This window comes from Thalassotalea sp. Y01, from assembly GCF_012932945.1.
GTDB lineage: Bacteria > Pseudomonadota > Gammaproteobacteria > Enterobacterales > Alteromonadaceae > Thalassotalea_A.
Map to the genome: position 1 here is coordinate 216,576 of NZ_JABBXG010000005.1, position 17,880 is coordinate 234,455.

A 17,880-nucleotide genomic window follows, 5' to 3' on the forward strand; every position below is an offset into this window, starting at 1 on the left:
TTTTCTCTATACTAATATAGCGTTTGGTGTTGTGTAGTAAACAGAGGCAATGCGTTAAGCAAATCGCTTGAAGCCTTCTAATACCATCAGGGATTCTTATATTTCGCTTTTAGTCTCGCGACTATAGAGGTCCTCTTTGAATGTGTTAACGCCAATTAACACAGAGTTTTTAGGATTTCTCCTTTTCTTTGTTCCCATGAGTTTTATCTCTATATATCACTGATATCGGTTTTTACGGGGGGAATGGTGCGAAAGGTTATTCCTTCTCCCATGCCTGAAGAAAAGCGCATTAACAATGCGCAGCTTTAGACCGGCGTTAACACTAGGGCAACTTATCAAGGCAAAACGAACATCGATGCAGATGACTCAAAGCGAATATGCTACATTCGCGGGGATCGGTGTCAATGCATTAGGACGAATTGAAAGCGGCAATGAAAATTGTACGTTAGGTGCCACATTTAGCGTACTTTTTACATTAGGTATTTTGCTCGTGCATGAAAGCGCATGGGTATAAAAAATGCGTACCAAATGGATGTAACCCATTGGTCGCTTGTCTGTTGATAGTGAGACAGGCAATTTGTCATTGCAATATAATCAGAATTGGCAAAAACAAGGCTATCGCCAATGGATGAAGAAAAAGCAAAACGCATGGAAACCTAAATTTTAGACGCTGAAACGCGATTGATGTTGTACTGCGCTGAGGTTCTATTCGTCGAGGTGTTGTAATAACAAATGGCAATAAAAAAGCCTGCTTGGAAGACAGGCTTTCTTATGAGTAGATCTCAACTTTAAGACTCTTTTAGTATGACGCTTTGACATAAAATGTCAAGGGTGGTTTTATATTATATCAACTGAGATAGAACGAGGCTAAGACGTAAGGAATGATCTGAGGTTGTACGCGCAGTTTTAATACATTCTATCGCTAGGAGAGGGACACAAAAAAAGCCTGGTTGGAAGCCAAGCTTTTTTCACATAAATGAGTAGAACCCAAATATAAGACATAGTCAGTATAGCTTTATGGCATAAAGTGTCAAATGCTTGGTCTAAGTACGCGTTCTAAATCAGCATGATTTATTTCATGTATCAGCGAGTTTATTGACGTTCAGTTGGTATTAATTTGTGTCGCACAAGTGTCTATCGTGTGAGTGATTGCCACTGTTTTTTGATAACAATAACAAAGGTCCCACTAGCACACACTGTTGGTTCATCGTTTTTCCGTCACTAGTTTTCTAACCAAGCGTTACACGTTAAAAATACTGATAAGAATTAAAAATATGGATCTCGCATTCGTTGTTGTTCCTGCTCATATTCGTAAATGTATAATTATCCATCAGGCAGTTAAGGTAATGACTAAAATAGCTTCTAATTAAGTGGTCCGCGCAGAATGCAATTTTAACTTTGCACGGATCTTGCTATGCTATTATGCGAAAAGTAGCGTTTTAACGTATACTATTGTGTTGTTTACTATTTATAAGAAACTAAAATCTCTGGGATTTTGCGGTTTATGGAAAAAATCTTTCAACTGTCTCGACCGTTAAAACGGTTGATCAGCGTGTTCGTCGATTCGTTGTTTGTTGTCTTTGCATTTTGGTTTGCCATGTTTTTGCGACTTGACGTAAACGTGGAGTTTTTCAATGGCCAATATTGGGCGATGCTATTAGGCGTTGTTGGCGTCAGTATTGTCGTTAATATTCATCTTGGTCTTTATCGCGCGGTTATCCGCTACCTTGGTACATTAGCGTTATCGGCTGTCTTTCTTAGTACGTTTATTTCTGCCGCCTCTTTGGCTGTATTAAGTTTATCTTTCGATGCGTGGGTACCGAGGTCTATTCCTGTTATATATGGCGCATTTTTATTAATCATGATCGGTGGATCACGCTACACCGTTCGCGCACTTGCCAACCGAGGTAGCTCTCGCAGCAAACAAAAAGTCATCGTTTATGGTGCTGGCGCTTCAGGTATACAGCTTGTTAAAGCACTTAGAAATGGTGCTGAGTTTGAACCCATTGCTTTTGTTGATGACAACAAAATGTTACAAGGGCTATCGATAAATAATTTAGACGTATTTGCACAAGAGGATATTCAAGACCTTGTCATCAAGCATAACGTCACCAAAGTCTTGCTCGCTGTCCCTTCGGCGTCTCGAGGTCAACGTGCCGAAATATTAAATAGGCTTGAGAGCTTATATGTTGAGGTTTTAGCGATTCCAGGGATGTCGGATTTGGTTTCTGGTCGCGCGAAAATTGATGATTTTGTAGAAGTTTCAATAGAAGATTTACTGGGGCGAGATCAAGTACCCCCAAACCAAGATTTAATGTATGCCGATATTAAAGGCAAGGTCGTTATGGTAACCGGCGCAGGCGGGTCTATTGGCTCTGAGTTGTGCCGTCAAATTGTCAATCAACGACCAACGGCTCTGGTGTTGTTTGAATTGACCGAATTTGCCTTATATAACATCCATCAAGAATTGGAACATTACATAAAAGCACAAGAGTTATCCATCACTTTATATCCAATGCTTGGTTCAGTTGCTAAACAAAATCGCTTGGAAAAAGTCATGAGTACCTTTGGTGTACAAACGGTCTACCATGCCGCAGCCTACAAGCATGTGCCGATGGTTGAACACAATGTCATTGAAGGGGTGCGCAATAACATTTTTGGTACGTTACGCTGTGCCCAAGCAGCGATAAATGTTGGCGTGGAAACCTTTGTTTTAATATCGACCGATAAAGCCGTACGCCCAACCAATGTTATGGGCACAACAAAGCGTATGGCGGAGCTTTGCTTGCAAGCGTTAGCAGATAAGTCTGGTCACAACACCCGATTTTGTATGGTGCGGTTTGGCAATGTGTTGGGAAGCTCTGGTTCGGTGGTTCCGTTATTTAAAAAACAAATTGCGAAAGGTGGGCCTATAACGTTAACTCATCGAGACATCACTCGATACTTTATGACCATACCAGAAGCGGCACAATTAGTGATCCAAGCAGGTGCTATGGGCATGGGCGGTGATGTGTTTGTTTTAGATATGGGCAAACCCGTTAAAATTTATGATTTAGCCCTTAAAATGGTGCATTTATCGGGGTTGCACCTGAAGCACGACAGTAACCCCTTTGGTGATATTGAAATTGTTGAAACAGGCTTACGTCCAGGTGAAAAACTTTATGAAGAGTTGCTCATTGGCGAAGATGTTGAAAAAACGGGTAATGAGCGCATCATGACAGCGCAAGAGGTGTTTATGAGGTGGGAAATGCTGTCGCCATTATTGGAACGCCTTCACAGTGCCTGTTGCGAATTTGATCAGCACGCCATTAGACAGGTTTTATTGGATGCACCAACAGGATTTCAACCAGCCGATGGTATATGCGATTTGGTGTATTTAAATCAGGTAGACGAGGTTGCCGAGAAAGTCAGTTAATACTGGCTTTTTTTTTACTTGTTTAAAAATGGTTAAAGGTTTTGCTTTAGGCTAATGAACGTCATCCCAATGAAAGACAGGATCTTCGCTAGGTAAAATGAGATTAAAGATTCCGTGTCGTAGCACGTAATGACGACAGGGTGGATGTTATCGCAGCAATAAGTGACACTAAGTGGCTCATTTTTATTTGTAAAAATGCAATTTATGCACTTTTATTAAGCAAGTGGTCGTTATTTCTAGCTTTTATCAATGGTCAGACTTTTTTATTGAATAGTTTTTTGTTAGATTCGAATTAGGTAAAAATTTCGCTAACTTGTTGTAAAATAAAAGTAGTGTAAAAAGTGTGCTGATTTGGGTTGAAAAACGCGCAGTGTGGCGTTGGTAATATAACTCATTGAAACCATAAGAAAACAAGAGTCATTAAGGCGTAAGTAATGCAATTTCTAAAATCGGTTTTTCTGGTGACGCTATGTCTGCTGTCGTCATCTGTCTTTGCTGAACAGCAACCAGTTGTACAAGTGAACGCACCATTTATTGACATGCATTCAGGTCCAAGCACAGACTTCCCAGTATTTTACATCGCTGAGCAAGGTGAATGGATTACGGTGGTTAATCGCCAACGTGGTTATTTTAAAGTGATCACTCAAGATGGCACCGAAGGGTGGGTCGAAGAAATGACACTAAACAAAACTTTGGATGTAAATGGTAAACCCGTTGTTGTAACAGCATCAGGGTTATCTGGAATTTTAGAGAAATTCCAATAAGCTTTAAACAGGCTTATATAAGAAAGTTCGATTTCATCGACCCAAGCAATAAATTTTGTCGCAGCTAGGATCGGTAAGATCAAGATCGCAGTCTAAATGAAGGCTGCGTAAATAATAAGAATAATGAGTTGTGGTTACCCCATAACCCAAAGGATACACAAAAAGGCCGAGAAACGGTCATCAGGAGCATAACGTGGTAAATCTAAAGTCTAGCCTGAGCACGCTTTTAGCCGTTCTAGCGTTTTCTGGCGGGGTCCATGCCCAAGAGGGTACACAAGAAAATTCTCAAGATATCATCGAACCTGCCTTATCTCGACAAGCTGTTGAGGCCGATGTCCGTTCGAGTGATTTTGAAGTGGGCATTTTTGCTAGTGCACTGAATATCGACGGAGATTCAAGGTTCGTAGACTCAACGACTAATCTGTCGGTTGGTGCCCGTTTTGGCTACCACTTTACGCAAAACTGGTTTATCGAAGCCTCTTACTCATTAAGCCAACATGATCGTGAAGTGACCATATACAATGCCGTGGTAGGTTATAACTTTCATCAAGATACCTATTTAACCAGTACCTTTGATTTAAAAACTTCGCTGTTTTTTGTATTAGGTGCCGGTATGACCGATTACGATGGCTTGGGTGACAATGAAACCGGTGTTGCCGGTGCGGGTTATCGGGTCATGTTTAATGATGCTTTTTCTATGCGTTTTGATGTTCGCGGCTACGTGCACGAGCAATACGGCGCAGAAGACGAGTACTCCTTTAATACCGAAGCAACCTTGGGTTTTGCGTACTTCTTTTAGGTCACCTTAAAAGGCACGTTAAATTGGTTAGCAATGGCACACGCAGACAGAGCGAAAGGTAGTCTCATGAATCGGAACATCAAGAATATATTTGCAATCATAGCGCTGATTATGGGGGCTTCCATGACCGCGCATGCACAATCAGAAAACGAGTCACAAACGTTGACGGATGAAGATTTGCAGACGTTTAAAGGTGGCTTGGTAGATATAGCCGCTGACATCAAAGAGTTGGAACTTGCGGTGTTGTACCCAGACGCAGACCAACTAGCGGTGTATTTAAGTATTGATGCGGCCGATGTATTTAACGTCACCAGCATTACCCTAGTGATTGACGGTGAAAAAGTGCACAGCGCTTTGTACACAGAATATCAGCAAAATGCCTTGCGTCGAGGCGGCGTCGATCGAGTCTACCTGGGCGATGTCGATGTTGGCGAGCATCAAGTGGTTGCCTTTATCAGTGGCATTAATGAACGAGGCAGCAAAACCAAACGTGGTGTCACCACAACTTTCGTTAAATCGGCTGACGCCAATGCCATCGAGCTTAGAGTTGGCATCGATATCGAATCTAAACGTCCTGTTTTCACAGCAACCGAGCTGTAGTTTATGAGTACGTTTTCACGCAATTTTAACAGCAAACGCCGATACTTAGGTGCGCTAGTATCGGCTGCGATGCTTGCTGGTTCTAGTTCAGTATTCGCTCAAGACTCTGGGGCTGAAGTTAAAGGTCAAAATAGTCAAGCAGAGAGGCTTGCTGCCAAGCAACGCATTGCGCGTGACCAAGCGCTTTATTACTATTTTACCGAAGATTATTTTGCCTCACTCACGCAATTGGCACTTAACGACAAGCAAGGGATTGGTGACATTTCAGGGCAAAGCCAAATTTTACGTGCTGGCCTTGAGTTAAGTTACGACATGAACGAGCGAGCCAATGAAGAGTTTCGCTCGTTCGATGAAACCCAATCGCTAGATTCTGAACACCGTTCATACATTTATTTTCGCTTTGCCAAAGCCTTTTACAAAAAAGGTCAGTTTAACCAAGCGCGTCAAGCGCTCAATAAAGTCGGTGCTGAGCTGGCAAAAGAGCATCGCGATGCCTACCATTTTTTGAACGCACAAATGTTCTTAAAAGAAGGCAACGTACCTTCAGCGCTTACTGCAAAAGATAATATTCGCCCAGACTCCATATACCATCGCTATTTAGCCTTTAACTACGCCATGTCATACATAGGCGCCGAAGATACCTTAGGTGATGTCGCCAGTAATGAAAACATTATCCAGGCGTTGCAGTCTGTTGTTGATTTAACACCAGTGGCAATAGATGAAAGCGAATCAGAAGAGCTCGCGGATATTGAAATTACCGATGAGCTAGAAGCTATCATTGATCGCTCGTATTTGGCACTCGGTTATTTGTATTTAGAGCAAGGCGAAAACCAAGCGGCAATGACGGCATTTGAAAACGTCGCACAACAAGGCTTAGATAGCGAATCTGCGCTACTTGGTTACGGTTGGGCTAAAGCCAATAATGAAGAATACGAAACCGCGGTATTGATTTGGCAAAACCTTGCATCGCGCAATAATAACTCTGTGTTTGCGCAAGAAGCCCGTTTGGCGGTAGGTTATGGTTTTGAAAAAATGCACGACAAACGCCGCGCATTTGCCGCCTATCAGCAAGCCAGCGATGATTTTTCTGCGCAAAAGCAAGTGGTTGATAATGAAATAGCCAAACTGAGCAGTGACAACAAGGCGTATATTGAATCATTAATGGTGGTCTCTGAATATGACATCACCCTTGGCCTTAAAGCCAAGCAAGTCGAACTAAAGTTCCCGTCAGTATATCAAAGTTTTGGGTCAATCTCCTCAGATAGCTTTCAACAAGACGTAAAAGACATAAACAGCTTGGGCGCTGCAATTAGTTCGATGAAGGTGTGGCAGCTCGATTTACTGGCCTTGGCCCAAAGTAATTACCAAATTAATCTAGAAACCTCGCAAGAGTTACCAAAACAGCGTGAAGTCGCTTTACGTAAAGCGCAGCTTGATGAATTATCTCGCCGGTATCGTCAATCAGATTTGATGATGAACCAGTTGGCGTTTCAATACATAGGCAAACTATTTAAAGCCGATCCAGTGGTGGGTGAGCGTCATCAATTGCGTAACGCCTACGACAAGTACATGATGCTTAGCCAGCAGGTAAATGCGATGCCTGCTAGTGATAGTAAAATACAAATGCAACAGCGTCTGGATAGACTCGGTGGGGCATTGTTATGGCAGATAGGCGATTACTATCTAGATGCAGAAGGGCGTCTTGCTAAACAGCAAGTGGCGAACGACTTATCTCGATTACAACAATCCCAATCACTATCTATGTCGCCAGTGAACGACATGCAAGAGCGTATCGAGGCGAAAATGTTGGTCGCAGAAAATATTCTGCAAACCTTATTCAATGATATTGAAGAAAAATTAGTTAATGTGCTGAGCGTGCAACAAGAATCCCTTGCCGATTACTTAGAGCAAGCGAAAATATCCGTCATTCGCATGACCGATGAAGCCTTTATCCGTGACCAACAACTAGAACTTAATGAAAACGAACAAAACGACAGAGGAGGCGAGTAATGCATAAAACATTAATAGCATTGTCGGTATCCAGCATCCTACTGTCAGGTTGTACTTTGTTTGAATCACAACCTGAACAAACATCTAAGCGCCAACGCAGCGCCACCTTAGCACAGTTAGATTTGCAACCGTCACCGGCGGTCAAGGCTGAGTTACCAAGGCTAACGCTTGAAGAGTTGAGTGAGACCTATAAAGATACACTAGCCTATGTTGAAGACGAAGAAGCGAAAGCGCAAATTCAACAGCGTATTGCCGTATTAGAGATGATGCAGGCTGAGGAAGCGCAAATGCGTGGCGATCGAGTCGCTGATGGCCGTTATTATCAAACTGCTATTACCTCATTAGAAGGGTTTATAAAAGATAACCCTGACTCACCAAATAATGACAAGCTGTTGTATCAACTTGCCAAGGCCTATGATCTGCAAGGCGAGCAAGATAAAAGTTTGCAAACGCTGAATCGCTTGATCAGTGAATACCCTGAAAACGACCACATGCTTGAAGCCGAGTTTCGAAAAGCAGAAATCCTGTTTTCAAGCAAAGATTACATTGGTGCCTTATCAAGCTACGATTACGTGGTTAACAAGAGCCCTGAGTCGGTGCAAAACAACCCGTATTTTTCCATCTCGCTATATATGATGGGCTGGAGCTTTTTTAAGCTGGAGCAAAACCAGCAAGCGTTAACCTCGTTCTCTCGTTTACTCGACGAGGTTATGCCATATAAATTTATGAGCCAAGTAAACAACGAAGAAGAGTTTCTTGAGCTTATTGATAAACGCAATCGTCAATTAACCGAAGAAACCTTTACGGTGATGACCTTGATTTTTTCTGATCAAGGCTCTGAGTCAATCGCCGCGCATTATGCCCGTATTGGTGAACGTCCATACGAATACCTGCATTATGATTTGCTCTCTGAGTATTACTTGTCTAAACAGCGCTACTCAGATGCCGCTAACGTTTATGATTTTTTCATCGAGCGATCGCCGTATCATCACGTTAGCGTGTTGTACTCGATCAAAAAAATGGAAATCTTCCGTGTTGGTCAATTCCCTGCTGAGTTAACCGCAGAGCGAGCGGGCTTTGTTGATAGCTATCAATTTACCGGCCCTTATTGGCAAGAAGTTGATCCAGATGCCAAAGATCAGGTGCAAGAACAAGTAGCACCGGTATTACTTGATATCTTGCAAGAGTTTTCGCAAAACACCCATGCTAATGCGCAAGAGCAAAAACGATTATTGGCCGAAAATAACACCGAAGAGCAGCGTCAGATTGTCAAAGACGCATACCTTGATACGGCTAAGTGGTATCAAATATTTTTGGATAACTTCCCAGAAATCAATGGCGCCAGTACAGTTAAGTTTTATATGGCAGAAAGCTACACCGAAGTGGAAGACCATCAGCGAGCTGCAAAGCTATATGAAGATGTCGCCTATTCTGGTCAAGCAATTGAAGAAGCCGCAGCTCGATTGGAATTGGCAGAATCGCAACAAACCGCACAAGATGCAGACGATGAAACCCCAGATGTTAACGAGCAAGTGCTTGAAGGTGATTCTGAAGCCGCATTAGCGGGCCAAGAAGCAGAAGTGACCGAACTATTCGCAGAAGACTTTAGTAACGAAGCAGGTTACGCACTCATACTCACTTACGATGAGTTGATAGCATTGGCTAAAACTGATGAAGAAAAGCAACAACTCACGTTAGAGCAGCGCGAGTTTAAAGCCAAATTCATTGATACTTATTCTGATGATGAACGTGTTAGCGAAGTTCAACGCGACTTATTCCAGGAATACTTTAAAGAAGGTGATAGCATTAACGCCATCGCCTTTGCGCAACAAGCGCTCGATAGCAATCCTGATTTAACCACTGAACAGCGTTTATCGGCGTTACTTGTTATTGGTCACAGTCAGTTTGCTGAAGAGCAATATGAACAGGCCGAATCAACGTATGCAACCGTGCTTGATACCATGCCAGCAGAAGATGAACGTCGCGCAGATATGATTGATCGTTTAGCGGCCAGTATTTATCGACAAGGTGAAGTCGCTGCCAAAGGCAGTGAGACCGAAGACGCAGATTTGCAAGAGGCGACGCGCCATTTCGCCCGCGTATTGCGACGTACACCAAATTCAAAAGTGCGATTAAATGCACAGTATGATATGTCAACGTATTTGTTAGAGCTTGAGCGTTACCCCGAAGCAATTGATTTAATGGTGGACTTTAGAGAACGTTACCCAAATAACGCGTTGACTAAAACGCTGCCACCTAAATTGGCTTACGCCTATCAGGAAACAGAGCAATGGCAAGAGTCGGCGGCTTATTTAAAAATGAGCTGGGCTGAAAAGCCAACCTCAGAAGATACCCGACAAATGCTGTGGCTTGCCGGTGAAACGTACATGAAAGCCGATAATAAACCTGAGGCGATGTTGGCGTATCGAACGTACGCACACACCTATAAAGCGCCATTTAATACCTACATGGAATCCTTGCATATTATGAGCGAGTTTTACCGCGGTGATAGTGACTATGCCTTGTCATCAGGTGGCGATTTAAGCAAACGCAATTTTTGGCTTGATAAAATCATCAAGGCCGATGAAAACGCCGGTACCAACCGTACAACGCGCTCTAAATATTTGGCCGCTAGTGCGAGTATGCATTTTGCCGACGAGCTTATGGGGAAATACAAACGCGCGAAATTAACCTTACCGTTGAAAAAGTCTTTGACACGTAAACGTCAATTATTAGAACAAACGTTAACGGCGTACAATAAAACCGCCAATTATCAGGTGAAAGATTTCACTACGGTGGCAAATTATCGTATAGCCGAAGTATACAGTCAGTTGGCCGCCGATCTTATGGATTCTGAGCGTCCAAAAGATTTGGACGAGTTGGCCTTAGAGCAATATGACATACTGCTTGAAGAACAAGCGTTCCCGTTTGAAGATAAAGCCATTGAAGTGCACGAAACCAACGCCAAACGCACCATAGATGGTATCTATGATGAGTGGGTGAAAAAGAGTTTTGCCGATTTATCTCGCCTGTTACCTGGACGATATAATAAACAAGAACAAGTTGTTGAGGTGATTAATGAAGTGTATTAATTTCCCGTTACACGGACTAAGTGCGAATGACGAAGGACGAAGGGGTTTGTTGAAACCTTTATGTGCAGCGACTGTATTAATGTTGTTAAGCGCTTGCTCGACGTTTTCTGATTCTGACGTGGAAGAGCCGCAGGTTGCAACTCAAGATTCTGCGCAACAACAGCAACCTGTTGAGCCGGTGTTTGACCCATACGAAGGCAAAAGCGATGAATATAAGCGTTTGATGCAATTGCCAAATGCTTATAAAGAGAATGCCGTAACCGTGCCCAACGAGGTGCGAGTAAAAGTACAGCAGGCCATGGCAACGAAAGAAAGCGACGTATTCGCGGCGAAAGTCAGCCTAGAAAATGTTGCTGCGGCCAATCCGCAGTTATCGGGTGTGTTTGTTCAACTTGGTGATATTGAGCTTGAGTTAGGCAATAATGATAAAGCGCGCGATTACTATACTCGTGCGGTGCAAGCCAACGACAATAATTATTTTGCTCACAATCGTTTAGGTCTTATGCAACGCCAAGCTGGCGACTTTACCGGCGCTAAAGCATCTTACGAAGCGGCACTTAATGCTTGGGGCGCATTTGCCCAAGCGCATTTGAATCTAGGTATATTGCTCGATATGTATATGGGGCAAAAACGACAGGCTCTGCAGCACTATCAAACTTATCAAGTGCTCACAGAAGAAAAGAACAACAAGGTAAAGGGCTGGATCGCAGATATTTCGATGCAGCTTAAACAGTAAGGATAACGGTGATGAACTCTATGAACATTAAACCAACACCAATTACTGCATGGTCATCAGCGCTAATGCTGAGCACGGTCATGGCCTTTAGTGGTTTTGTTGTAGCAACGCCAATGTCTCCAGAGCAGGAGACGCAAGAGGCTGCTACTACAGCAACTGAAACTGCTCCAGCTGCTCAGTCAAATGACGCAAACGCAACAACTGATGAGCAACAAAGTAGCGATGACGGTGATGTTGGCCAAACAGCGACAACAAAAACAAATACGCGTACGGTGATAACCTTAGAATCAACATTTGTTGGTGATAAGGAACAACCGAAAGTTACGTCCATTGTGCCATGGCAAAAGCCAGAGCAAACAGTGGTCAGCTCAAAAGAGGTAAGCCAACGCGTAAAAATGACGTTTCAACCGCTTGAAGATGACAGCTTAAAGCGTGAATTGAAATACCATAAACAAGCAACGCAAGAATAAAAGGGCACAAGGCACAAGCGCTCATTATTGAAAATACAGATTTTACGTCATCACCACCACGCTTTGTGGTAGAGTATGGCCTGATTTCAGTGTTAACAAAAGAGTAACATCGCGCTGATAACCTATTCCCAAATATCCTAACGTTGATTGAGCAACGAATTTTTGATTTTTTAATTTTAATAAGCAATGCCCAAGAGCTTGCAAGATAACAACCTAAGGTGATAGACCCATGTTTGATACTATTATTCGTTTTTTCCAGGAAGGTGGATCCTTCATGTTCCCAATCGCTGTTGTACTGGCCATTGGATTGGCCATTGCACTCGAGCGCGCAATCTACTTAATGAAAATGTCCATACAAAATGGCTCTGCGATGAATAAAATCACGCCTATGCTACAAAACTTAGATTTTGACGGCATTGAAAAAGTCAATGACGGTGCCGCTATCACCAGTATTTTTAAAGCGGGTATCACTCGCATGAAGCAAACTCCGCGTCGTGAAGAAATTGAATACGCAATGGAAGAGGGCGTTATGGAAACATTGCCTCGACTTGAAAAGCGTACCGCATATTTAGCGACCTTGGCTAACATTGCCACGCTATTAGGTCTATTAGGTACCATCATTGGTCTAATTGCTGCGTTCTCTGCGGTTGCAAGTGCCGACCCGTCACAAAAAGCCTCGTTGCTTTCTGACTCTATCTCGGTTGCGATGAACACCACGGCATTTGGTTTGATTTCAGCGATTCCACTATTGTTGTGTCACTCAGTACTACAAACTAAAACCACGGAAATTGTCGATAATTTGGAAATGGCTGGTGTTAAATTCTTAAACATCATCAGCAAAAACCATACTGTCGCTAGCAAATCACGCGCGACTGATTAATACGGGGCAATTATGTTAAGAAAAACCCGAATCAAGCGTCAGGACGCAGAACTCGACATCACGTCATTTATGAACTTGATGATCGTTCTGGTACCGGTGCTTTTGATGATGATGGTATTTTCACACATTACCGTTTTAGATCTTAAGTTGCCGGAACTTACGGACCCAACACTGCAAAGTGAAAATGAAGAACAAGAGGAAGACGAAACTCTTGAGCTTATGGTTCGTGATAACCAGATTGAAATATATTACCCACAGACATACTTGCTTAAAACCATCCCAAATACCGATGAAGGTTACGACTTTGAATCGTTGGTGGCCGTCTTAAAGCAAGTAAAACAACTATTGAGCGAACGTGGTATTGAGAAAAGCGATATAAGCATTTTGCTTGAACCGCAAATTGATTACCAAACTATTGTCACCTTAATGGATAGATCTCGCTCATATAAAGCGGTTGTTGTCGCCTCGGTAGTCGATGCCGAATTGTTTCCAGATATTAGCTTAGGTGATGCGCCACAGGTAAGTAACCCTGAGCTATTGGAAGCGATGAGTGCACAAGGAGGAAGTCAGTGAAGAAGTCTGTAAGAGCCAAACGCATGGCTCGCCATCATCAGCGTTTATCAAAGACATCAAAATTGTCTTTGGTATCTTTGATGGATATTTTTACCATTTTGGTTTTCTTCTTGATGGTTAATGCATCCGACGTACAAGTATTGCAAAACAATAAAGAAATAGAGTTGCCTAAATCGTTATCAAAAGAAACGGCTGAAGACAACTTGATCATTACGATAAACACCAATGTAGTGCTACTGCAAGGTCGTAAGGTTGCCGATACTCAAGAGCTTATTGATAATGAAGACGTCATCGTCGATGAGTTATTAAAAGAGCTTGAGTACCAGCGCAATCGTCGCACCGACTTAACCGAAGAAGAGTTAGCCAATGGTTTGTCTGTAAATATTATGGCCGATAAAACCGTTGCTTACAGTTTGCTGAAAAAAATCATGCAAACCTCGGCAAACGCCGGTTATACCAATATTTCTTTGGCAGTAGAGCAAACCTACGGCGCATCTGATGAAGATATCTTAAATGGTACGGCAGAAGATGACAGCAGTGATGCGGTAGGGGGTAATTAATGGTGCAAAAGCTTAAACGACACCAGTTACCAACTTGGCAAAAACATGAGGATAATCGACTGTTTAGAATACTGTTGATTATCGCCTTAGTGGTGACGGTGTTATTCACCATCGTGGTTAAAATCGTTCAGTTACCAGAGCGTACGCGCGAAGAAGTTGAACGTATTCCACCGCAATTAGTGAAGATACAAGAGCAAAAGGTTGAAGTCGAGCCTGAGCCTGAGCCAGAGCCTGAAGAGGTTGCTGAAGCTGAGCCTGAGGAAACTGAGCCTGAACCTGAGCCCGAACCAGAACCCGTTGAAGCGCCCAAAAGCGCTCGTGAAAAAGCGGAAGAAAGCGGTTTGTTAGCGATGCAAGACACATTAGCAGAAATGCGTGAGTCTGTTGACATGGACAGCTTAGCCGAAAACAGCTTAGAAGATGGTGGTGGTGAAGCCGAAGAGACAGAACGTGTGTTGCTAGGTAAAACCGTCGCAGGCACTTCTGGTGGTGTTGCAACAGGGGCATTAAGTGCCGATGTTGGCAGCGGCAATGGCTTAGAAGGTCGTAAGACAACCGAGTTTACCGCTCGGGTTCCAACGACCGGCGGTGGCGATGGCGACGGTACAGCGGCGTCATTAAGTGAATCTGAAGCGGCGTCTGGTAACCGAACAACGGAGTCGATTCGTCAAACCTTCGATAAAAATAAAGGTGCGTTATACGCCATTTATCGCCGTGCACTGCGTCAAGACCCAAGTCTTCAAGGTAAAGTGACTGTTAATCTAGTCATCACGCCGGCAGGTCAAGTACAAAACGTCAAGATTGTTTCAAGTGATTTGGAGCATGAAGATTTCACTAAGAAATTATTGGCACGTATTCGCTTGATTAACTTTGGCGCACAAGATGTGAATGAAACAGAATTGAACTACACCTTCAACTTCTTGCCATTCTAATATCAGCACAAATCATTGCAAAAATACCAGGCAACGCCTGGTATTTTTTTGCCTAAACCAAAGGCCAATGGAGAAAGTAAAGGAGAATTCATGAGCTTTTTAGGCGATAAAACTGAGTTTAGATGGGCAACCGATGTTGGTGCTGATTCTGCTCGCTTTATAACTTGATCAAACGTCGAACCCCCTGTAGACGTCCCCGAACCGTCGACATTTTTAATTCTTTTGAGTGGGCTCTGTGCGAGTATAATGAGAAAATTTCTTGTATAACATTATTGATAATTAAATCACCGAAGCCGCGCTGTATAGTGCGGCTTTTTCATTTTAAGCGCACTTTCCAAAAACAGATCTATACTTTTGTTTAAACAACAATATTTTATGCAGATAATGGATCTTACAACAATAAAAATCGCTGTCATTGGTCTTGGCTACGTTGGTTTGCCTTTGGCTGTTGAATTTGGCAAAAAATACCCTACCGTGGGCTTTGACATCAAGCAAGCACGCATTGATGAATTGCGTGATGGCATCGATACAACCCTAGAAGTGTCTTCCGAACAATTTTCAAATGCAAAACGGCTTCGCTTCACCAATGTTGAAAGTGAGTTGAAAAGCTGTAATTTTTACATTGTGACGGTACCAACGCCCATCGATAAAAACAAACAACCTGATTTAACGCCGCTGATAAAAGCCAGTGAAATTCTCGGCCAAGTTATCAGTAAAGGTGATGTTGTAGTGTTCGAATCTACCGTATACCCAGGTGCGACGGAAGAAGATTGTGTACCGGTTATCGAGCAACAGTCGGGCTTAGTCTTTAACCAAGACTTTTTTGCAGGCTATTCACCAGAAAGAATCAACCCTGGTGATAAAGAGCATTCGGTAACCAAAATACTCAAAGTAACATCGGGCTCTACACCGCAAGCGGCAGATTATATTGATGATGTTTATGGCAGCATAATTACCGCGGGTACCCATAAAGCACCATCAATTAAAGTCGCTGAAGCGGCCAAGGTCATCGAGAACACCCAGCGTGACGTAAACATTGCCTTAATCAATGAGCTTGCCATTATTTTCAATAAGTTGGACATCGATACGCTAGACGTTTTAGAGGCGGCTGGCACCAAATGGAACTTCTTACCGTTTCGCCCTGGTCTTGTTGGTGGTCATTGCATTGGCGTTGACCCTTATTATTTAACCCAAAAAGCTGAAAATATCGGTTATCATCCGAAAATGATTTTAGCAGGGCGTCATTTAAATGATGATATGGGTGAATATGTCGTCTCTCAGTTAGTCAAAAACATGATGAAGCAACATGCCCATGTTGAACATGCCAATGTATTGGTGATGGGATTGACGTTTAAAGAAAATTGCCCCGATCTGCGTAATACCAAAGTCATTGACATCGTCAATGAGCTGCAAGAATACAATATGGTGGTAGATGTATACGATCCTTGGTGCGATAAAGACGAAGCGAAAGCGCTGTATGGCATCGACTTGGTATCTACCCCTAAAACTAATCACTATGATGCCATTATCTTTACTGTGGCGCACAAGCAGTTTCTGGCGCTCTCAGAAGCGCAAATTCGTGAGTGGGGCAGACGTGGTCATTTTATTTATGATTTGAAATACATCTTGCCCAAACACGCCGTCGATTTAAGGTTATAACCTTACTGCCTTTCGAAAAAGGAGAGTTTTCGTGTCACGATATCAACAAGTTTTATCACAACTGTCTAAACAACCTAAGCGTTGGTTAGTGACTGGTGTTGCCGGTTTTATTGGTTCTAATCTATTGGAAACTTTGCTGAAACATGATCAACATGTTGTCGGCCTAGATAATTTTGCGACCGGTCATCGTCATAATTTGGACGATGTGAAACACAATGTGTCATCTACACAGTGGCAAAACTTTCGATTTTTAGAAGGTGACATAAGTAATTTCGAACGCTGTCGTGAAGCGGTATTTGAGGTTGACTACGTTTTACATCAAGCCGCGTTAGGATCCGTACCTCGTTCGTTGGATGATCCGATAAAAACCAACACAGCTAACATCACTGGGTTTTTAAATATGATGGTCGCGAGCAAAGAAGCTAAAGTGCAAAGTTTTACGTATGCGGCGTCAAGTTCAACCTATGGTGACCATCCAGCTCTACCCAAGGTGGAGGCAAATATAGGCAACCCTCTATCACCTTATGCAGTGACAAAATACGTCAATGAGTTATACGCTGATGTCTTTGCAAGAGCGTACCAGTTTAATGCCATTGGCTTGCGCTATTTCAATGTCTTTGGTCGGCGTCAAGATCCCAATGGCGCCTACGCTGCAGTGATCCCAAAATGGACTGCAGCGATGATAGCGGAAAATACCGTAGATATATACGGTGATGGCGAGACTTCCAGAGACTTTTGTTATATCGATAATGCAGTGCAAGCCAATATCTTGGCAGCAGTTGCATCAGATGGAGCAAAAAATGAAGTCTATAATGTCGCCGTTGGTGATAGAACCTCTTTAAATCAATTATTTAATGCCATTAAAGAAAACCTATCACCATGTGGTGTCAACTATCCTAATGGCGCCCATATGAAAGACTTTAGAGCAGGTGATGTACGTCACTCACAAGCGGATATCAGCAAAGCCCGCGAACACTTAGGTTACCAACCAACACATAATATCCACCAAGGCCTGGCTCAAGCGATGCCATGGTATGTAGAGCATTTGTAATAGACATTTTGTCGCTCGATTGCGGTGTTTTTACCCGTCATCCCGATGAAAGTCGGGATCTTTAGTATTTCTATAGTAGAGACGGGCTTAAATGCGTATAGATATGCATAGAGGGCAAGTGCTATTGACTTAATCTGGTACTTTTATTTATTGGGTGAAAATTGAAGAGGTAATTGTTTGTGTTAGCTATTTTGGCTATCTTTTAAAAAAGCAATTAAATCATAATCTTAGCTAAAAGGATGGCATCATCAAATAAATTTATATCCAATATTGCAAAATGCAGGGCTTAATTGCTTCCTGTCTGAAGATGGACGTTCGATTAGCGTAAAGCATTTTATT

14 protein-coding genes are annotated in these 17,880 nt (G+C 42.8%); all 14 read left to right on the plus strand.

Annotation, left to right across the window (positions count from 1 at the left end):
* Window positions 1-1,504 precede the first annotated feature (1,504 nt).
* The 14 genes from HII16_RS09280 to HII16_RS09350 all read left to right on the plus strand — a co-directional run bounded on the left by HII16_RS09280 (window position 1,505) and on the right by HII16_RS09350 (window position 17,541).
* Window positions 1,505-3,415 carry a nucleoside-diphosphate sugar epimerase/dehydratase gene (locus HII16_RS09280; RefSeq protein ID WP_169129545.1) on the plus strand — a complete coding sequence of 637 codons (1,911 nt, stop codon included), beginning with the start codon at window positions 1,505-1,507 and terminating at the stop codon, window positions 3,413-3,415.
* A gap of 434 nt (window positions 3,416-3,849) precedes the next feature.
* Complete coding sequence (locus HII16_RS09285) at window positions 3,850-4,179, plus strand: SH3 domain-containing protein (RefSeq protein ID WP_169129547.1); 330 nt, start codon at window positions 3,850-3,852, stop codon at window positions 4,177-4,179.
* A 193-nt stretch (window positions 4,180-4,372) separates the two neighbouring features.
* Window positions 4,373-4,978, plus strand: coding sequence for an outer membrane beta-barrel domain-containing protein (locus tag HII16_RS17135; protein ID WP_169129549.1), 606 nt, complete (start codon window positions 4,373-4,375; stop codon window positions 4,976-4,978).
* Window positions 4,979-5,044: 66 nt separating this feature from the next.
* On the plus strand, window positions 5,045-5,578 hold the full coding sequence (locus HII16_RS09295) for a hypothetical protein (RefSeq protein ID WP_169129551.1): 534 nt from the start codon (window positions 5,045-5,047) through the stop codon (window positions 5,576-5,578).
* A gap of 3 nt (window positions 5,579-5,581) precedes the next feature.
* On the plus strand, window positions 5,582-7,588 hold the full coding sequence (locus HII16_RS09300; RefSeq protein ID WP_169129553.1) for a tetratricopeptide repeat protein: 2,007 nt from the start codon (window positions 5,582-5,584) through the stop codon (window positions 7,586-7,588).
* Window positions 7,588-10,680, plus strand: coding sequence for a tetratricopeptide repeat protein (locus tag HII16_RS09305; protein WP_169129555.1), 3,093 nt, complete (start codon window positions 7,588-7,590; stop codon window positions 10,678-10,680). Before HII16_RS09300 ends, HII16_RS09305 begins: the two co-directional genes overlap by 1 nt.
* 46 nt (window positions 10,681-10,726) lie before the next feature.
* A complete protein-coding gene (locus tag HII16_RS09310; RefSeq protein WP_169129557.1) occupies window positions 10,727-11,416 on the plus strand; it encodes a tetratricopeptide repeat protein in 690 nt (229 codons plus the stop codon).
* Window positions 11,417-11,427: 11 nt separating this feature from the next.
* The gene (locus tag HII16_RS09315; RefSeq protein WP_169129559.1) at window positions 11,428-11,886 is read left to right on the plus strand and encodes a hypothetical protein; all 459 of its coding nucleotides are present in this window, start codon (window positions 11,428-11,430) and stop codon (window positions 11,884-11,886) included.
* 229 nt (window positions 11,887-12,115) lie between these two features.
* Window positions 12,116-12,766 carry a MotA/TolQ/ExbB proton channel family protein gene (locus HII16_RS09320; protein WP_135437369.1) on the plus strand — a complete coding sequence of 217 codons (651 nt, stop codon included), beginning with the start codon at window positions 12,116-12,118 and terminating at the stop codon, window positions 12,764-12,766.
* A 12-nt stretch (window positions 12,767-12,778) separates the two neighbouring features.
* Window positions 12,779-13,339 (plus strand): biopolymer transporter ExbD, encoded by a 561-nt coding sequence (locus tag HII16_RS09325; RefSeq protein WP_169129561.1) that lies wholly within the window; start codon window positions 12,779-12,781, stop codon window positions 13,337-13,339.
* Window positions 13,336-13,899 carry a biopolymer transporter ExbD gene (locus tag HII16_RS09330; RefSeq protein ID WP_348981402.1) on the plus strand — a complete coding sequence of 188 codons (564 nt, stop codon included), beginning with the start codon at window positions 13,336-13,338 and terminating at the stop codon, window positions 13,897-13,899. The genes HII16_RS09325 and HII16_RS09330 overlap by 4 nt, the downstream gene beginning before the upstream one ends.
* Window positions 13,899-14,831 (plus strand): AgmX/PglI C-terminal domain-containing protein, encoded by a 933-nt coding sequence (locus HII16_RS09335; protein ID WP_169129563.1) that lies wholly within the window; start codon window positions 13,899-13,901, stop codon window positions 14,829-14,831. Before HII16_RS09330 ends, HII16_RS09335 begins: the two co-directional genes overlap by 1 nt.
* Before the next feature lie 384 nt (window positions 14,832-15,215).
* Complete coding sequence (gene tviB / locus HII16_RS09345; protein WP_169129565.1) at window positions 15,216-16,490, plus strand: Vi polysaccharide biosynthesis UDP-N-acetylglucosamine C-6 dehydrogenase TviB; 1,275 nt, start codon at window positions 15,216-15,218, stop codon at window positions 16,488-16,490.
* Between the two features lie 31 nt (window positions 16,491-16,521).
* Window positions 16,522-17,541 (plus strand): NAD-dependent epimerase/dehydratase family protein, encoded by a 1,020-nt coding sequence (locus HII16_RS09350; RefSeq protein ID WP_169129567.1) that lies wholly within the window; start codon window positions 16,522-16,524, stop codon window positions 17,539-17,541.
* Window positions 17,542-17,880 lie beyond the last annotated feature (339 nt).

Bases quoted from the DNA above. Each gene is read 5' to 3' on its own strand.
- HII16_RS09325 (WP_169129561.1), top strand. From the start codon at position 12,779: ATGTTAAGAAAAACCCGAATCAAGCGTCAGGACGCAGAACTCGACATC.
- HII16_RS09315 (WP_169129559.1), top strand. From the start codon at position 11,428: ATGAACTCTATGAACATTAAACCAACACCAATTACTGCATGGTCATCA.
- HII16_RS09280 (WP_169129545.1), top strand. From the start codon at position 1,505: ATGGAAAAAATCTTTCAACTGTCTCGACCGTTAAAACGGTTGATCAGC.
- HII16_RS09300 (WP_169129553.1), top strand. From the start codon at position 5,582: ATGAGTACGTTTTCACGCAATTTTAACAGCAAACGCCGATACTTAGGT.
- HII16_RS09295 (WP_169129551.1), top strand. From the start codon at position 5,045: ATGAATCGGAACATCAAGAATATATTTGCAATCATAGCGCTGATTATG.
- tviB (WP_169129565.1), top strand. From the start codon at position 15,216: ATGGATCTTACAACAATAAAAATCGCTGTCATTGGTCTTGGCTACGTT.
- HII16_RS09320 (WP_135437369.1), top strand. From the start codon at position 12,116: ATGTTTGATACTATTATTCGTTTTTTCCAGGAAGGTGGATCCTTCATG.
- HII16_RS09285 (WP_169129547.1), top strand. From the start codon at position 3,850: ATGCAATTTCTAAAATCGGTTTTTCTGGTGACGCTATGTCTGCTGTCG.
- HII16_RS09305 (WP_169129555.1), top strand. From the start codon at position 7,588: ATGCATAAAACATTAATAGCATTGTCGGTATCCAGCATCCTACTGTCA.
- HII16_RS09335 (WP_169129563.1), top strand. From the start codon at position 13,899: ATGGTGCAAAAGCTTAAACGACACCAGTTACCAACTTGGCAAAAACAT.